Here is a 15,985-nt window from a genome sequence, read left to right on the forward strand (position 1 = left end):
TATCGGCCCTCGCGAGGGCCCAAACCCGGATCTCGCGCCGCCGGTCGTCAGCCCACTCGTTCCGCCCCCGCCGACGGCTGCGCTCCGCGGATCTCCGGCTCCCGGTAGCGAGCCTCCGCGAACGCCGCCCGGACCTCCGACGCCACGGCGTCCTCCTGCTCGACGGGAACCAGCGCGATCGCCGAGCCGCCGAACCCGCCGCCGGTCATCCGCGCGCCGAGCGCCCCCGCACGCCGCGCGGCGGAGCAGGCCAGGTCGAGCTCGTCGCAGGACACCTCGTAGTCGTGGGCGAGCGACGCATGCGACGCGTCCAGCAGCGGGCCGATCTCGGGCAGCCGCCCCGCGTCGAGAAGTTCGACCGTCTCACGGACCCGGGCGATCTCCGTGACGATGTGGCGCGCCCGCGGGACGAGGTCAGGGTCCAGCGTCGTGACCTCGGCGAGCGTGGCGTCGCGGAGGCTGGGCCTGCCGAGCGCCGCGGCCGCCTTCTCGACGGCGGCACGGCGCATCCCGTACTGACCGTCGGCGAGCCGGTGCCGCACCCGGGTGTCGATCACCATGAGGGCGAGCCCGTCGTCCGCCGGGGCGAACGGGACGGCCCGGTCCGTTCCGTCGCGCATGTCGAGCAGGAGCGCGTGGCCTGCGACGCCCAGCAGCGAGGTGGCCTGGTCCATCCCGCCGGTGGCCGCGCCGACCACGTCGTTCTCCGCGCTGATGCAGGCCGCCGCCAGGGCACGACGACCGGACGGGGTACCGCCCAGCCCGAGCCCGAACAGCTCGTCGACGGCCAGGGCGGTGGAGCACTCCAGGGCCGCCGACGAGGACAGCCCGGCTCCGAGCGGCACCGTGTCGGTGACCAGCAGGTCGATCCCGCCGATCTTGTGCCCGGCCTGCCGCAGCGCCCACAGAACCCCTGCGGCGTAGCCGGCCCAGCCGTCGGGGGAGCGGGGGGCGACCTCGTCGATCGTGCCGCTCCAGGAGTCCTGCTCCGCGAGGCTGTGCAGCCGCACGCGGTCGTCGTCGCGGGCCGCGACCTCCACCACGGTGCGCTCGGCGATCGCGAACGGGAGGCAGAGCCCTTGCGCGTAGTCGACGTGCTCGCCGATCAGGTTGACGCGGCCCGGCGCGGCCCACCGGCCGTCGGGCTCGCGTCCGAAGAGCTCACGGAAGCCCGTCATGTCGTGCCCACTTCGCGTAGCCGCTGGGCGATCCGCTCCGGCGCGGCGTCGTTGATCCAGGCGCCCGCGCCCGACTCGGACCCGGCGAGGTACTTGAGCTTGCCCGGCGCCCGGCGCAGCGAGAACAACCGCAGGTGCAGCCGGGTGAGGTCACGTCCGGTGTGGACGGGAGCCTGGTGCCACCCCGCGATGTAGGGCGGCAGCTCGCCGAAGTATCCGCTGAACCGCTGCAGCAGGTCGCGGTAGAGCACGGCGAGCTCGTCGCGCTCGGCGTCGGCGAGGGCGGCGAAGTCGGGAACGGCCCGGTGCGGCACGAGGTGCGCCTCGACGGGCCAGCGCGCCGCCGCGGGCACGAACGCCGTGAAGTGCCGGCCCTCCAGGACGATCCGCGTGCCGGCCTTGCGCTCGCTGTCGAGCACATCACCCATGAGGTCGCGCCCGGTGCGCTGGCGGTGCTCCGCGGAACGCGCGAGCAACTGAGCGGTGCGCGGGGTGACGAACGGGTAGGCGTAGATCTGCCCGTGCGGGTGCTCGAGGGTGACCCCGATCTCCTTGCCGCGGTTCTCGAAGGGGAAGACCTCGTCGATCCCCGGCATGGCGGAGAGCTCGGCGGTGCGGTCGGCCCAGGCCTCGATCACCGTGCGCACCCGCTCCACGGGCAGCGCCGAGAAGGACGAGTTGTGGTCGCTCGTGAACAGCACGACCTCGCACCGCCCGACGGCAGGGCGCTGCGGCCACAGCGGGTTGCCGTCGACCTCGGGCGCGACGTCGACCGCGATGTCCTGCGCGAACGAGGGGAACCGGTTCTCGAACACCACCACGTCGTAGTCGGACGCGGGTACCTCTGTCGGTTCGCGACCGGGCCGCGTGGGGTCGAGCGGGCAGTGCTCCGCCGGAGGCAGGAAGGTGCGGTCCATCCGGTGCGCTGCGATCGTCACCCACTCCCCGGTGAGCACGTCGAACCGCATGATCGACCCGTGCTGCACCGTCGGGAGATCGCGCGTGTCGGGCACCACCCGGCTCGCGCCGCCGCTGACGTACGGCTCGGTGTCGTCGAAGTAGAACAGCTCACGCCCGTCGGCCATCTGCGCTTGCGTGCGCCGGACCCTGTGCGCCGTCGAGGACCCGCTCATCGCTCGCCCTCGCTGCGCTCGGTCGGCGCTGCGCGAAGGCGCTGTATCGATGATTCGCTCGCAAGCTCGCTCATCGCTCGCCCTCGCTGTGTTCGGTCGGCGCTGCGCGAAGGCGCTGTATCGATGATTCGCTCGCAAGCTCGCTCATGACGCCAGCACCAGCCGTCCGCAGGAGCTCTCGAGGATCTTGCGAGCCTCCTCGTCCAGCCCGGCGTCCGTCACCACCACGTCCACCTCGTCGAGGGTCGCGATCGTGCTCAACCCCACCACTCCCCATTTCGAGTTGTCGGCCACCACGGCGACGCGGCGGGCGCTCGCGACCAGAGCTCGGTTCGTCTCGGCCTCCACCAGGTTCGGCGTCGTGAATCCCGCCTCGGCGTCCATGCCGTGCACGCCCATGAGAAGCCAGTCGACGTGCAGCTGCCGCAGCGCTGCCACCGCCACCGGCCCGACCAGCGCGTCCGACGGGGTGCGCTCCCCGCCTGTGAGCACCACGGTCAGATCGTCACGTGGCGACTCGTGCAGCACCTCCGCCACGCGCAGCGAGTTGGTCACGACCGTCAGCCGCGGCACGGTGAGCAGCGCCGATGCCACGGCATGCGTGGTGGTGCCCGCCGAGAGCGCCACCGACGCACCCGGCTCGATCAGCGCGGCCGCCGCCGCGGCGATGGCTTGCTTGGCCGCTGTGTGCAGGCCCGACTTGGCGGCGAACCCCGGCTCGTCGACGCTGCTGCCTGCGGCGGTCGCCCCACCGTGCACGCGCGTGACCAGGCCGCGGGTCGCGAGGACCTCGATGTCGCGGCGCACGGTCATGTCGGAGACCCCGAGCCGCTCGACGAGCTCGGAGACGCGCGCGCCTCCGGTGGTGCGCACGGCGTCCAAGATCAGCTCCTGTCGCTGGCGAGCCAGCATCAGGACCCCTCCTCACGTACGACGGCGGCGCCCCCCGCCTGCACGTCGACCGTACCTTCGACGTCGGCGCCGGTGAGCAGGTCACGGCCGTGAGCGGGCACCTTCACAGGTTCGTGCCCGCGGTTGAGCACGAAGAGGTAGCGCCCGCGGCGGACGAGCTCGACGCCCGGCTCCGCTCCTGCGAGGCGGGTCACTCCGGCGTCCCGGGTGAGCCGGTCGGCGAGGGCGGCGGTGGCAGCGTCGTCCAGCCGGGTCGCGAGGTACCAGGCGACGCCGTCGCCGACGGCCCGGCGGGTGAGCGCAGGCGTGCCCGGGAGCGGCCCGTCGGTGTAGCGGGCGACGACCTCGGCGTCGGGCGCGGTGAGGACCTCGGTCCAGAGGTCGGCGGTGCTCCCGTCGTCCAGCGTGACGGTCGCTCCTGGCAGCAGCGGCGCGAACTCCTCGGATCGCACACCCAGCAGCTCGCGGAACGCCCCCGGGTAGCCGCCCAGCCGGACGTGGTCGCTCTCGTCGACGATCCCCGAGAAGTAGGTCACGAGCAGGTGCCCGCCGCCGCGCACGTACCCCTCCAGCGAGGTGGTCGTGGCGTCGGAGGACAGGTACAGCGTGGGCACGATGACGAGCCGGTAGCCGGAGAGGTCCGACTCCGGGTGCACGATGTCGGCCGTTGCGCCCAGCTCCGTGACGGCGCGGTGCCACCGGTGCACGGCGTCGACGTACCGCAGCTCGGACGAGGGGTGGGAGCTGAGGTCGCACGCCCACCACGAGTTCCAGTCGAACAGCAGCGCGACGTCGGCCTCGACCCGGCTGCCGGCGACCTCACCGATCCGCCGCAGCGCCTCGCCCAGCCCGACGACCTCCCGGAACCGCTCGGAGTCGCGGCCCGCGTGGGGGACGAGCGCGGAGTGGAACTTCTCCCCGCCCGCCCGGGAGGCCCGCCACTGGAAGAACCCGATTCCGTCGGCACCGCGGGCGACGTGGCGCAGCGAGTCCAGCAGCAGCTCACCGGGCCGCTTAGCGACGTTGACCGGTTGCCAGTTCACCGCCGACGTCGCCGACTCCATGAGCAGCCACGGCGCGCCGCCCGCGACCCCGCGCGTGAGGTCGTCGGTGAACGACTGCTCGGCGCGCGGGTGTGGCAGCCGGGCGTCGAGGTAGTGGTCCTGCGCGATGAGGTCCAGCTCCGGGGCCCAGCTGAAGTAGTCCTGCTCGGACTGGTGCGAGCTGACCATCAGGTTCGTCGTCACCGGGACGTCCGGCGACAGCCTCCGCAGCACGTCCCGCTCGACCCGGTAGTAGTCGAGCAGCTCGTCGGAGGAGAAGCGCGCGAAGTCCAGCTCGTGGGTGGGGTTGGGCACGGCCGGCGTGATCCGGGGAGGCAACACCTCATCGAAGCGCCGGTAGCGCTGCGACCAGAACGCGGTGCCCCAGGCGTCGTTCAGCGCGTCGATCGACCCGTAGCGGTGGGAGAGCCAGCGCCGGAACGCCACGGCGCTGACGTCGCACCAGCACTTGCCGATGTGGCATCCCAGCTCGTTGCTGACGTGCCAGAGCCGCACCGCCGGATGACTGCCGTAGCGGCGCGCCATCTGCTCGACGAGCGCCACGGCGTGCTCCCGGAAGACCGGCGAGCTCGGGCACCACGACTGCCTGCTGCCCGGCCAGAGCGTCCTGCCCTCGGCGTCGACGGGCAGCATCTCCGGATGCGCGGTGGTGAGCCACGGTGGCGGGGCTGCGGTGGCGGTCGCCAGGTCCACCGCGATCTCGCCCTCGTGCAGCAGTTCGAGCACCTCGTCGAACCAGCCGAAGTCGTACCGGTGGGGCTCGGGTTGCAGCAGCGCCCAGGAGAACACCCCGAGGGTCACGAACCCGACGCCTGCCTCGCGCATCAGCGTCACGTCCTCGCGCCAGACCGACGGGGGCCACTGCTCGGGGTTGTAGTCGCAGCCCATGCTGATGCCGTCGAACGGGAGGGAGGAAGTCACGTCAACCTTTCGTGGAGCCGAGCGTCAGCCCGGAGACGAACTGCTTCTGAAGAGCGAAGAACACGACCAGAACCGGCAGCGCCACCAGCACCGACCCGGCCGACAGCAGGTTGTAGTCGACGAAGAACTGGCCACGCAGATTGTTCAACGAGCTGGTGATCGGGAGCTTCTTGAAGTCCTGGATGAGCACGGTGGCCCAGAAGAACTCGTTGTAGATCCATGTCGTCTGCAGCACGGCCAGAGCGGCGAGAGCGGGCCGGCACAGTGGCAGGGTGAGCTGCCAGTACTGGCGCCAGACACTGGCCCCGTCGATCTCGGCCGACTCGTAGATCTCCTTGGGCACCGTCTTCATGTAGTTGCTCAGCACGAACGTGCAGAAGCCCAGCTGGAACGCGACGTTGATCAGGATGAGGCCCCAGTAGCTGCCGAGCAGCGAGCCGCTGTCGCTCAGCCATTCCGGCAGCGGGATCTGCCGGTACAGCCGGAAGATCGGGATCAGCAGCGCCTGTGGTGGCAGCAGGTTCGCGGCCAGGAACACGCCGAGCAGCGTCAGGTTGAAGGCGTAGTTGAAGCGCGCGAGGACGAACGCCGTGCTGGAGGCCAGCAACAACACCAGAACGACGGCGGGCACGGTGATGATCACCGAGTTGAGGAAGCCCTGCCCGAAGTTCCCGCGCTCCCACGCGTTCACGTAGTTGTCGATCGTGAACCCGCCGAACGAGACGTAGCCGTGCTCCGCGGTGTAGGCGTAGTCGCGGAAGGAGTTGATCAGCGCCCAGGCGAGCGGGAACAGCCACGCCACGGACACGACGATGAGGAACGCGTGCAACAGCATCCGCGGTCCGCGCCGCCTCGGCGGGCCGGCCCGGCGGGAGGGGCTCGGCGCCGACGGTGCGGTCGGTGCAACCGTCGTCATGCTCATCGCACACCCTCGCTACGCCCGGTCGGCCCGAATGAAGACGTCACAGGGCGCAGGCGCTGTGTCAATGATTCGCTCGCAAGCTCGCTCATGACTCGTCCTCCCGCATGACCACACGCAGGTAGATCGTGATGAAGATCGACGAGATCAGCAGCATGATCGTCGCCATCGCGGATCCGAACCCGATCCGGCTCGCCTCACCAACCACGTTCGACGTCACCAGCGCGGCGATGATCTCCAGGCCGTTGCGGCCCTGGTTCACGATCCAGACCAGGTCGAACGCGCGCAGCGACTCGATCACCACCACGACGATGACGATCAGGTTGATGGGCCGCATCACCGGCAGGATGATCCGGAAGAACGTGGACACCTCACCGGAGCCGTCGATCGCCGCCGCCTCCCGCAGCGAGGGGTCCACGCCCTTCAGACCGGCCAGGTACAACAGCATGATGTAGCCGGTGTGGCGCCAGCCGGTTGCGAACAGCACCGCCCACAGGTTGACGTCGGGGTCGCCGTACCAGTCGATCTGCGTGCCGAGCACCGCGTTGAGCAGTCCCTGGTCGCGGCTGTACAGCAACTGCCAGATGAAGCCGACGAGCGCCAGCGACAGCACGACCGGCATGTACAGCGCGGTCTGGTAGATCCGCGTTCCGCGTAGCTCCTTGTCCAGCAGCACCGCGAGGAGCACGCCCAGTAGCGTCGGGCCGAGGATCAGGAAGACCAGCCACACCACGTTGTGCTGCACTGCCGGCCAGAACGGCGGGTAGATCGTCGCGATGTCGACGTAGTTGTCGACGCCCACGAACTTGATCCTGTCGAGACTGCCGATCCCGTTCCACGACGTGAACGACAGCAGCACCGATCCGAGCGCGGGCAGCCAGACCAGGCCGATCACCAACACGGCGGGGATCACGACCATCAGCGTGACCACGACCCGGTCGCGCGGTGCCAGCTTGCGCTGGCGCCGCGTGCGGGGGAGGGGCCGGCCCCTTGCCCTCAGTTTCGACGTCATGTCGGCGTCCCGTCAGCTCGAGAAGATCGACTTCTTCTGGGCTTCGATGCTCTTGAGCAGTCCGTCGATGTCGTCGGGGTTGCCGATGAACTGCTGGAACGCCGGAATGATCACGGTGGAGGCGAAGTCGGGACGGGTGTCGCGGTCGAGGAACTGCGCGAGGTTCTCGGCCTGTCCGACGAGCTCGACCGACTTGAGCTGCAGCTGCGAGTACTGGCTCGTGTCGGCCTCGGAGTTGGCGGCGATGAAGGGGAGCCCGGTGGAAGCCGCCGCGGCCGCCGCCTCCGGGGACGCGAGGTACTTGAGGAAAGCGATCGACCCCTCCTCGTTGTCCGGGCTCGCGGACATGCAGAAGCCGTCGATCGGGGCGTCGATGGCCGTTGCGCCGATGCGTGAGTCGACCTCGGGGAACGTGAAGAAGTCGAGGTCGTCCTCGTCGTCGGGGAACTGCTCGTTGATGAACGTGCCGAGGATGAACAGGCCGGACTTCTTCTGCAGCATGCCTTGCGCGGCCTCCTGCCAAGTGCGGCCGAGCCCGTCGGGCTGGTGGAAGGGAAGGAGACCGCGCCAGGTGTCGAAGACAGTCTTGACCTGCGGGGAGTCCCACGACTCCGTGCCCGCCATCAGGCTGACGTGGAAGTCGTAGCCGTTGATCCGCATGTTGAGCATGTCGAACGTGCCCATGGCGGGCCAGCCCTCCTTGTCGCCGAAGGCGAACGGAGTGAGCCCGTCGGTCTGCATCTGCTGGCACAGCGCCCGAAGCGCGTCGAACGTCGTCGGCACCTCGTAGCCGCCCGCTTCGAACATCGACTTTCGGTAGAAGACCGCCCACGGGTAGTAGGCCTGCGGTACGAGATACTGGGCTCCGTCGGAGCCGGTGGACTGGGCCTTGAAGGTGTCGGGGATACCAGGCAATGGCCACGCCGCGCTGATGTCCCCGATGAGGCCCTGCTCGGCGAAGAACCGCATGCGGTAGCCGGCGAACCAGGAAAAGACGTCGTCGGGGTTGCCCTGCAGGTAGGTGTTGATGTTCTCCTGGAACGTGCTGTGGTCGACCGCGTTGATGGTGACCGCCGTCCCGGTGGCCTTCAGGAAGTCCGCGACCTCGGCCTCGCGCTGCTTGGCGAACCTGGTGCCGCTCTCGTTGGAGCCGAACGAGACGGTGCCCGAGCCTGCCGCCGCGCCGCCCTGGTCACCCCCGCCGCCGCATGCCGCCAGCAGGCCGGTCAGGCCGACACCGGCGCCGACCCCGAGCGCCCCCCGCAGCAGAGCGCGGCGTCCGATGCCCCGCGCCGCGACGGATGGCGGGACGAGCCTTGCGAGGTACTCGGCCTGGGACTGCGGACGTGACATGTCGTCTCCTTTGACGCAGGGCACAGTTGGGGCGCCGTCCGAACACAACACAACAAGTTCAAACAGAACCGCAGGTAGAATCGTGTGGCCGCTGCCACACGTCAAGGGTCTGAAGGTCTCGAAATGATCGCTTCTGATCGGACGGTCACCAGACCGAACAAGTCCGCACATCGCGGCGAACCGCTGCCATGTCGACCATGAAGCCCATCGCGTTGCGCTGAACGCACGTATCGACGACGGGCGTCCCGACGCCGTCGCGAGCACTGGGGCAGGATGTTCGGGCAAGGGATTCCACGAGCCGGGAGGCGTCATGCTGAAGTTCTTGCTGGGTGCAGCCATCGGCTACGTGCTGGGTGCTAAAGCGGGCCACGAGCGCTACGAGCAGCTGCGCCGCACCTACCAGCGGGTGGCCGACCACCCGGCCGTGCAAGGCGCGGCAGGCGTCGTGCGGGCCCGGGTCGAGGAGACGATGAACGGCGGCAAGCACGCCGACACCACCAGCACCAGCAGCTCCGGCGTCAACTGACGCCACCGGGCAGCCGGTGGGGGGCGTGCGAAGAGGGATGGGGCGGTGCGCTAAAGTTCTCCTGCCCGCGGGGGACGCCCCCGCGCCAGACGGTCCTCCGTAGCTCAATTGGCAGAGCATGCGACTGTTAATCGCAGGGTTACTGGTTCGAGTCCAGTCGGAGGAGCTTCTTCCCGAGGTCAGCGGCCTGCCACACCGCGCTTGATCAAGGTCACCCGACGCTTACCCGGCGGAAACGCCGTCAGCGCCATCGCGTCGAGCCGCCCTGTGAGCTTGAGGTTGTCGAGGACCCCGGGGCCATCGAGGTGAACGTCGACGAGGAGACGGTCAGCGTCAGTCATCAAGTAATTAGCTGAACGCCCGTCATCACGCGGTCGGTGAGGTCATCCACGGTCTCACCGACCGTTTGCGACGGTCCAGCTCTGCGGAGAGAGGGCAACGTCCGCGGTGCCGCGAAGCCGACAGCCTTTAGCGGCTCATTTCGATTCGTGGTTTCCACACGACCCAGGGTGCTGCGCGGTACGAGTGACCGTCCTGATGACGAATCGTGTTCGGCCCCCTGCCGCTGCCACGACGACGCGCAGTAGATCAGCAGGTGGTCTCACCTGCCGGTCGCGCACGCCTGCTGCTCGCCATCGCGGGCCGCCCGGAGAACAGCACACCGCTGCGGGGTGAGCGCCGACGAACCCGGCGCACACCATGCCGCCGAGACCGCACGCCGGCATCGAGCCGGTCGGGAAGGAAGTCATTGCGATTCCGCTGGCATGGTGCGAGCCGGAACCGCCGCCGTCCCTGCGGGCCCCACCCCGGGCGCGCTGAGGCCGGGCTACGTCACCGCGATCCGAGCCCGGGAGGACCCATGCCGCACACCCCGCAGAGCACCCAGCAGACCTGGACCGACGGTCGCGCATCGACTGGCGCGAGTGCACCGACCGCGACGCCCGCGTGGAGGCGACGTCTCTTCGCGCACGAACTGGTGGATGCACCGGACCCCGGCCTCGCCAGAAGTCGCGTGCCCGTACCCAGCGAGCCGCCCGATCACGACGTCGGCGGGTGTAGGACCGGGACCGCCGGAGAACAACGGCTTGACGAACCGCCGGATGCAGGCCCGCGCGTCCGGTGGCTGAGTAGAGGCCAGGTGACCCTGGCCTCTACTCGATTGCTGCTTGTCCTATCCGTCTGTCTGGGTTCTGGACGATTACGTCCGAACTGCGGTTGTGACGCCGTATGAATCGCGCAGCCAGGTGCTCATCTGTCTGACCTGGGCCAACTGGGCGGTGATGATCTGCCCGGCGAGCGCGCGCAGCGCCGGATGCTCGGCCTGGGTCGTCATCGGAGGGGGGATGACGATGGCCATCTCGTGGTGCGGGATCATCTCCGAGAGGAACGCCTTGTCGGATGCGGGACCGGCCGGGACCGCGGCCAGCTGGGTGGTCATGTTCGTCATCCCCGCGGCCATTCTCGTCGCGAGCTTCTGCATGTCGGCCGGTTCCCGTGCCTTGGCCTGTGCCGGGGTCAGCCCGTACCAGTCACGCAGCCAGTTCGTCATTTCGGTGATCTCCTGGCTCTGGCCACTGATGATCTGCTGGGCCAACGCCTTGACTTCGGGGTTCGCCCCCCGGGCGAGCTCCAGCTGGGCCATGCTGATCGCTGCGGCGTGGTGCCGGATCATGCCGGCCAGGAAAGCCTGCTCCGCCTGAGCACGGGAAAGTCCGCGAAGGTTGTTTGCGTACTGCTGGGCCGTGTTCAGAATGGGTGTCGAGCCGCCCGGGATCTGCTGTGCGGCGACCGTGGCTGCCGGATCGGCGGCAATCTCGGCGGCGACCGCGGCGGCTGTGGTTGGCGGATCGGCGGCTGTAGCGGCTGTGGCGCCTGTGGTGCCCGCGATGGCGATGCCCGCGATGGCGACGGCCGCCACGCTCGCCGTGGCGGCTCGCAGTGCGAATGAACTCATGAAGGTGTCCTCCGTTCACGTAAGGCCATGACTACCCCTACCCCCTAGGGGTACCAACACCGATAGTCTGGCCGCGGCAGCGCTACGCGACATCGAGGTCAGCGGGAAAGCCAGATACCGGTCAACCGGAAGGCGACAGCGCGGGGGGCCCCACGTTCGCTGGTCATCGGGCGGTGCCGCGGCGGCCGTTGCTGAGCGCTGTCCCGGCAGATCCGATCGAATAGGACAGTTCAGCCCGCTGCGGTGAGCCGACCACGCGGCCAGCGCCACCCCGACCAGCGCCACCGCCATGCCAGCCACTGCGATCCAGCCTGGCCACTCGCCAAACAATGCGTAGGCCATCAGCGCGGTGATCCCCGGGACGAGGTAGAAGTACGTCGTCACTAGCGAGGCGGCGCCGCGTCACAGCAGAGGAACAGCGGCGACATGCCGCCGGTCAGCCCCAGCACCGACCAGGCCAGCGCCCCACGACCTGCGGCGTCCACTCCACGTGGAACGACTCGGTCGCGGCAGCGACCGGCAGCATTACCACGATCGCTGCCGTGAACTGCATCACCTGACCGGTGCGCAGGTCGAATTCGGGGCAGAAGCGCTTCTGGTAGAGCGTCCCGGCCGTAATCCCGAACAGAGCCGCGACGGCGAGCGTGACCGTCAGGAGGTCGAGGCCGGAGGTCGTCAGCTTCGCCGTGACGACAAGCGTCACCCTCAAGAAGCCGAGTATCAGCCCGTTCCCCCGGCGCAGGCCCATCGACTCCCCGGCCATCCAACCGACGAGTGCGGTGAGCACCGGCTGCAGGTTGACGATCAAGGCGACGACCGACGCGGGCATTCCGTGCGACACCGCCATCCACACCCCGCCCGGGTATACGACCTGGAGCCCGATCCCGGTTACCGCAAGGTGACCAGCCTGCCGCCACGACGGCCAGCGGGCCCAGGCGAGCAGCGCCATCAGCACGACGACAAACGCGCTGCGTCGCAGCAGAAACGTCAATGAATCTGCGTACCCGGCCGCGTACTTCGCGACAATGAATCCGGATGCCCAGATGAAGACGAAAAGCAACGGGGTGGCGCGGACGGCGAGTCCGGCCGTCAGTGGTGCTGTGGTGGCCACGGTGAACAACGCTCCTGGGCGGGTGGGAGCAGCGGTGTTAGTGGCCGGCTCGCGGTGGTGTCAGCGTCCGGGCCGCGGGGCGATGGCAGCGGTGTACCGGCCGATATGTTGTGCCGCCGCGCCATCTCCTCGACCTGCAGGCGCGGGTCGGGAGCGGGCACCGGCGCGGGACTCGGGTCGAGCGAGGAGGAGACGTCGAACAGGCCGCTCAGTCGGAATGCACGGCTGTTGGGTCGGAGCGGCCATCCCTTTCGTCACAGCCGGCTCAGCGCCGCTGCGCGTCGCGCGCAGATCATCGCCGAAGCTGGGGGTTGTCCGCAGCCACCCCTGCCTCGATCGCCTCGACCTGGATGGCCCCCCGCACGAGGTCGTACAAGGGCGCCATCTGTGTTGTCAGGCGCTCGAGGTCGCGTCCTGCCGTGAGCACCGCCCCCCACGTGTAGGTAATCGAGGCGTGGGCGAGACGCAACGCGGTGGCCGCCGGGTCCGACACCCCGCGCAGCGTTGCGACGGGCTCGATGACAGTACGAAGCATCGATGCGGCGAGTTCGACAGCGGCGTGGGCGTGAGCGGCGACACTCGAATCAGGCGACTGTTGAAGTGTCGCAAACAGGATCAGGATGATATCGACATTTGCAATCAACATCTTCGGCGTCTCCTCGTAATAGCGCCACATGTGTAAGTCGGGCTCCGATTCGTCGTTTGCGGCATCGGCCAACGCGGCGAAGTGACGACGGGTCCCGCGGTTGACGACCTCCACGAGGATCCCTGCCTTGTTGTCGAAATGATGGTAGACGGACCCGACCGGAAGCCCGGATTCCTTACAAATTGCAGAGATCGGCGTGGCAGCGTAGCCTTTTTCTCCCATCAGCTTCTCGGTGGCATCCAGGATCAGGCCGCGTGAGGACGTCGCCGGCTTCGAATCATGCGGCTCTGCTCCATTGGAACGGAGACCCTCGACCCGTGCTCGCATGGGGCTAAAATTACCCGCGTCCACTCACCCTGCAATGCGACGATGGGCGCCGTCGCGCCGGAGGGCGCGCGAATCAGTTTACTGCCTCCAGGTAGCGCACGAGAGACCCGACCGGCGCCCCCATGGTCGGAAGCCCACCGAAACGACGACATCCGCCCGCTCGCCGAGCAGCACGGGCGCGGCAACGCAGTTCAACCCGCGGGCCGCACTATCCGCCGCGACGCCGGTCGGCCGGGCAGTTGGATGGTCGTGGCGAGGAGGACCGGGCGCATGATCGCATTCCTGCCCGCCCTCCAGCTATCTCCCCATAATTCGCTCGAGGACGCCGGCATCGGCAGGGTTCAGCAGGGGTCTGCCTAACGCTCTGACGTGCGAGGAAAGTCGTACGCCGATGTGGTCGGGCTGCGATCAGCGGCCAACCCCGGTTTCTTGATGTAGAGGACCCGTCCATCGCAATGTACGACCAGATGCACGATCTGCCGCGTTTTGCGATGAAGCGCACGAGTACGTGGAAGCGCACACTATGGAGCTGGAGGTCATGCGAACTGACGTTGCCGAGGTGGAGCTTGCAAATGTAGCTTCTCTACTAGAGCGAACGTTCTAGCGTGTAGATGAGGGGGCTTCAGTGGCGGGTGAGCAGGTGATCAGTGCCTCGGCCAGTACTCTCGCCTCGGTTCCGGAGGAAGGACTTCGACGGCGACAAGATCCGCCACGTGACCAAGATTTGGAACGATGTGATCACCATGCGGCAACTCGGATGGACCTCAGATCGTAACTCTCTGAGCGGCGGTGTCGGCGCCGGCCGATGAGCGTGCGGACGAGAGTGAGGAACGCTTCGTGGGTCTGCCAGTGCGTGAGTAGGCGCAGAAACCAACGCAGCATGGCAGTGGCCTGCTCGACGACCCACTGCCGGGTGTCGACCACGGATGTCCGTGATGTGCGGGCTCTTCTCGAGCAGAGCTGAGTTTGGCGACACCCCGCCGCAGACGGTGTGCTTGATCTATGGAGAGTGCACGGGTCTTCGGCTATACCATCCACGATGCGCGTCGAGCGCTGTCCGGGCACGCGTGCGGAGGTCTTCTCGTACGAGCATCGACCCCGCCCAGAACACTCGCCGAGGTCAGGCGCCCAGGATCGGCCCAGCCGCATCCCTGCGTTACTGGTCTTGGCTCGGCGCGGCTTGCACAGGAGATGGTCGCCCCTTGTCCCTGATCTCCGCAGGGCAGTCCAACAGGAAGGGCGGATATGATTCTCCGCCGCTCGGACCGGGATCTCCCCGCACTCAGCGTGCTCGGGCTGCTCCTTTCGGGGCCGCAGTACACCTTCGAGATATACCGCACGGTGATCGACCGAGAGATGCACTTCCTCACCGGGTTGCCGCGGGCTCTATATCACGCTGTGGACCGTTTGGCACGTGGTGAACTCATCGAGGTGGTTGGCTATGAGCGAACCGGCATCCGCCCGGAACGTACAATATTTGCCATCACGAACGCGGGTCGTGACGATCTCATCGGGCGGGTTCGGAGGCTGTTGGCGTACCCGGAGCCGGATGCCAACCTCTTCGTCGCCGCGTTGTCGTTCTACGACTGCTTGCCGCCGTCCGTGGCGCGGGCCGCCTTGCAGGCCCGCCATGACGGGCTCGAGCGCCTGCTGGCCGAGCGTCGCTGTCTGCTCGGGGCGGCCCAGAGGTACTTCGTGTGGGAATTGACTACGGAATCACGCGACTGGATGCGGAGCGGGTATGGGTGGCTCGGCTCATCGGCGACCTGGGCGCGGGTCGCCCATCTGAGACCGGCTCCGCGTGATGGTGGTCCCTCCCGCATTTACGGATGTCTCGTGGACTGACCGGACCGCGAACCGAGACCCAAGAGGAAAATGATGTAGAACGTCACGCTCGAACCATTTGTCATCCGGGCTGAACGCGACGGTGTTGGCGGCCCTTGCGGCGGGTGCCGCGGTCGGCGGGGGGCCCGCGTCCCGGTGGGCGCGACCAAGCTGATGGTGGCGCACAACATGCACGACGCATTCGCGCGGTCCGCGAGCGCTAGCTTGTGATGAACTGGGAACGGGCGATCGCCGACGTCGAGGTGGGGCACGAAATGCCGGACCACCGTCTCCGCGCCGCTCGGTTTGATCACCGCCTCAATGGCCACGGGGGCAACCGGTTCCTGATCGCGGATTGAACACCGATAGAGAGGGTGTGATGACGGAGACACCCGAGAGATTGCTCAGATTCTTCGCGGGAGATGCCGATTTCGCCGGCAACGTGGCCGCCTAGGAGGTCACCGCACGCGCCGAGATGCTCGCCAACGCCCTGCGGGACACGACCATCCGACGGACGATCAGCTCCAAGTGCACCGACCGGTCGTACACGGCGAGAGATTCCTCAGGCTCTCGCCAACCAGCGGATCGGATGCACCCCGCACAGCACTGCGGTGGCCCGGTCGATGGTCCACGCTCACCCGGACCGTTCCACGGGCTGGCGACTCCGACCTGCGGCGCTATCGAATCGACGGGTCGGCCACGCTCGCGTGCTTTCCCCGACGACCGCGCTCGCCAATGATCAAGGAGAACTATCGTGCCCAACCCCGTCAACAAGCTGCGTTTCGGCATCTTCGTGCCGCCGTTCAACTCGCCGTCCACCCAGAATCCGACCACTTCGCTGCAGCGCAACATCGAGACGATTCAGCTGATGGACCGGCTGGGCTACGACGAGGCCTGGATCGGGGAGCACCACAGCGCCGGCACCGAGATCATCGCTGACCCGCTCACCTTCATCGCGCACGTCGGCGCGGTGACGCGCTCCATCAGGCTCGGCACCGGTGTCGTCTCGCTGCCGTATCACAATCCGTTGTGGGTGGCAGACCGCGCGATCCTCGTCGACCACCTGCTGCGCGGGCGCCTGATGCTCGGCGTGGGCCCGGGCTCG

At 68.2% G+C, this 15,985-nt stretch carries 14 protein-coding genes and 1 tRNA gene; 4 read left to right on the plus strand and 11 right to left on the minus strand.

What is annotated here, in order from left to right:
* Nucleotides 1-47 precede the first annotated feature (47 nt).
* The 7 genes from galK to MMF94_RS17675 form a co-directional block, all read right to left on the minus strand.
* Nucleotides 48-1,178, minus strand: coding sequence for a galactokinase (gene galK / locus MMF94_RS17645; protein ID WP_241037936.1), 1,131 nt, complete (start codon nt 1,176-1,178; stop codon nt 48-50).
* Nucleotides 1,175-2,311, minus strand: coding sequence for a galactose-1-phosphate uridylyltransferase (gene galT, locus MMF94_RS17650; RefSeq protein ID WP_241037937.1), 1,137 nt, complete (start codon nt 2,309-2,311; stop codon nt 1,175-1,177). Before galT ends, galK begins: the two co-directional genes overlap by 4 nt.
* 144 nt (nt 2,312-2,455) lie before the next feature.
* On the minus strand, nt 2,456-3,223 hold the full coding sequence (locus tag MMF94_RS17655) for a DeoR/GlpR family DNA-binding transcription regulator (protein WP_241037938.1): 768 nt from the start codon (nt 3,221-3,223) through the stop codon (nt 2,456-2,458).
* The gene (locus tag MMF94_RS17660) at nt 3,223-5,208 is read right to left on the minus strand and encodes a beta-galactosidase (protein WP_241037939.1); all 1,986 of its coding nucleotides are present in this window, start codon (nt 5,206-5,208) and stop codon (nt 3,223-3,225) included. Before MMF94_RS17660 ends, MMF94_RS17655 begins: the two co-directional genes overlap by 1 nt.
* Nucleotide 5,209: 1 nt before the next feature.
* Nucleotides 5,210-6,043 carry a carbohydrate ABC transporter permease gene (locus MMF94_RS17665; protein ID WP_241037940.1) on the minus strand — a complete coding sequence of 278 codons (834 nt, stop codon included), beginning with the start codon at nt 6,041-6,043 and terminating at the stop codon, nt 5,210-5,212.
* Nucleotides 6,044-6,215: 172 nt separating this feature from the next.
* On the minus strand, nt 6,216-7,139 hold the full coding sequence (locus tag MMF94_RS17670; RefSeq protein WP_241037942.1) for a carbohydrate ABC transporter permease: 924 nt from the start codon (nt 7,137-7,139) through the stop codon (nt 6,216-6,218).
* 12 nt (nt 7,140-7,151) lie between these two features.
* Nucleotides 7,152-8,492: an ABC transporter substrate-binding protein gene (locus MMF94_RS17675; RefSeq protein ID WP_241037944.1), complete on the minus strand. Its 1,341-nt coding sequence runs from the start codon at nt 8,490-8,492 to the stop codon at nt 7,152-7,154.
* 310 nt (nt 8,493-8,802) lie between these two features.
* Between MMF94_RS17675 and MMF94_RS17680 the strand changes: the two genes are divergently transcribed.
* Nucleotides 8,803-9,018 carry a hypothetical protein gene (locus MMF94_RS17680; protein ID WP_241037946.1) on the plus strand — a complete coding sequence of 72 codons (216 nt, stop codon included), beginning with the start codon at nt 8,803-8,805 and terminating at the stop codon, nt 9,016-9,018.
* A gap of 93 nt (nt 9,019-9,111) precedes the next feature.
* A tRNA-Asn gene (locus MMF94_RS17685) sits at nt 9,112-9,184 on the plus strand.
* Nucleotides 9,185-9,197: 13 nt separating this feature from the next.
* On the opposite strand, the gene MMF94_RS17690 is transcribed toward MMF94_RS17685, so the two are convergent.
* The 4 genes from MMF94_RS17690 to MMF94_RS17705 all read right to left on the minus strand — a co-directional run bounded on the left by MMF94_RS17690 (nt 9,198) and on the right by MMF94_RS17705 (nt 13,056).
* Entirely contained in the window at nt 9,198-9,359 is a 162-nt protein-coding gene (locus tag MMF94_RS17690; RefSeq protein WP_241037948.1) for a hypothetical protein, read from the minus strand.
* A gap of 857 nt (nt 9,360-10,216) precedes the next feature.
* On the minus strand, nt 10,217-10,936 hold the full coding sequence (locus tag MMF94_RS17695; RefSeq protein WP_241037950.1) for a DUF305 domain-containing protein: 720 nt from the start codon (nt 10,934-10,936) through the stop codon (nt 10,217-10,219).
* A 472-nt stretch (nt 10,937-11,408) separates the two neighbouring features.
* A complete protein-coding gene (locus tag MMF94_RS17700) occupies nt 11,409-12,083 on the minus strand; it encodes a DMT family transporter (protein ID WP_241037952.1) in 675 nt (224 codons plus the stop codon).
* A 292-nt stretch (nt 12,084-12,375) separates the two neighbouring features.
* Nucleotides 12,376-13,056 carry a TetR/AcrR family transcriptional regulator gene (locus tag MMF94_RS17705; RefSeq protein WP_241037953.1) on the minus strand — a complete coding sequence of 227 codons (681 nt, stop codon included), beginning with the start codon at nt 13,054-13,056 and terminating at the stop codon, nt 12,376-12,378.
* A gap of 1,245 nt (nt 13,057-14,301) precedes the next feature.
* Here MMF94_RS17705 and MMF94_RS17710 point away from each other — a divergent pair.
* Both MMF94_RS17710 and MMF94_RS17715 read left to right on the plus strand, forming a co-directional pair.
* Nucleotides 14,302-14,901 carry a hypothetical protein gene (locus tag MMF94_RS17710; RefSeq protein WP_241037954.1) on the plus strand — a complete coding sequence of 200 codons (600 nt, stop codon included), beginning with the start codon at nt 14,302-14,304 and terminating at the stop codon, nt 14,899-14,901.
* 733 nt (nt 14,902-15,634) lie between these two features.
* On the plus strand, nt 15,635-15,985 hold a 351-nt coding region (locus MMF94_RS17715; protein WP_241037955.1), incomplete at its 3' end, for an LLM class flavin-dependent oxidoreductase.

This window comes from Pseudonocardia alaniniphila (genome assembly GCF_022524485.1).
Lineage (GTDB): Bacteria > Actinomycetota > Actinomycetes > Mycobacteriales > Pseudonocardiaceae > Pseudonocardia > Pseudonocardia alaniniphila.

What these genes read in the sequence shown, in the direction of transcription:
- galK (WP_241037936.1), bottom strand. Translation starts at nt 1,178, where the DNA reads ATGACGGGCTTCCGTGAGCTCTTCGGACGCGAGCCCGACGGCCGGTGG.
- galT (WP_241037937.1), bottom strand. Translation starts at nt 2,311, where the DNA reads ATGAGCGGGTCCTCGACGGCGCACAGGGTCCGGCGCACGCAAGCGCAG.
- MMF94_RS17655 (WP_241037938.1), bottom strand. Translation starts at nt 3,223, where the DNA reads ATGCTGGCTCGCCAGCGACAGGAGCTGATCTTGGACGCCGTGCGCACC.
- MMF94_RS17665 (WP_241037940.1), bottom strand. Translation starts at nt 6,043, where the DNA reads ATGCTGTTGCACGCGTTCCTCATCGTCGTGTCCGTGGCGTGGCTGTTC.
- MMF94_RS17670 (WP_241037942.1), bottom strand. Translation starts at nt 7,139, where the DNA reads ATGACGTCGAAACTGAGGGCAAGGGGCCGGCCCCTCCCCCGCACGCGG.
- MMF94_RS17675 (WP_241037944.1), bottom strand. Translation starts at nt 8,492, where the DNA reads ATGTCACGTCCGCAGTCCCAGGCCGAGTACCTCGCAAGGCTCGTCCCG.
- MMF94_RS17680 (WP_241037946.1), top strand. Translation starts at nt 8,803, where the DNA reads ATGCTGAAGTTCTTGCTGGGTGCAGCCATCGGCTACGTGCTGGGTGCT.
- MMF94_RS17690 (WP_241037948.1), bottom strand. Translation starts at nt 9,359, where the DNA reads ATGACTGACGCTGACCGTCTCCTCGTCGACGTTCACCTCGATGGCCCC.
- MMF94_RS17705 (WP_241037953.1), bottom strand. Translation starts at nt 13,056, where the DNA reads ATGCGAGCACGGGTCGAGGGTCTCCGTTCCAATGGAGCAGAGCCGCAT.
- MMF94_RS17710 (WP_241037954.1), top strand. Translation starts at nt 14,302, where the DNA reads ATGATTCTCCGCCGCTCGGACCGGGATCTCCCCGCACTCAGCGTGCTC.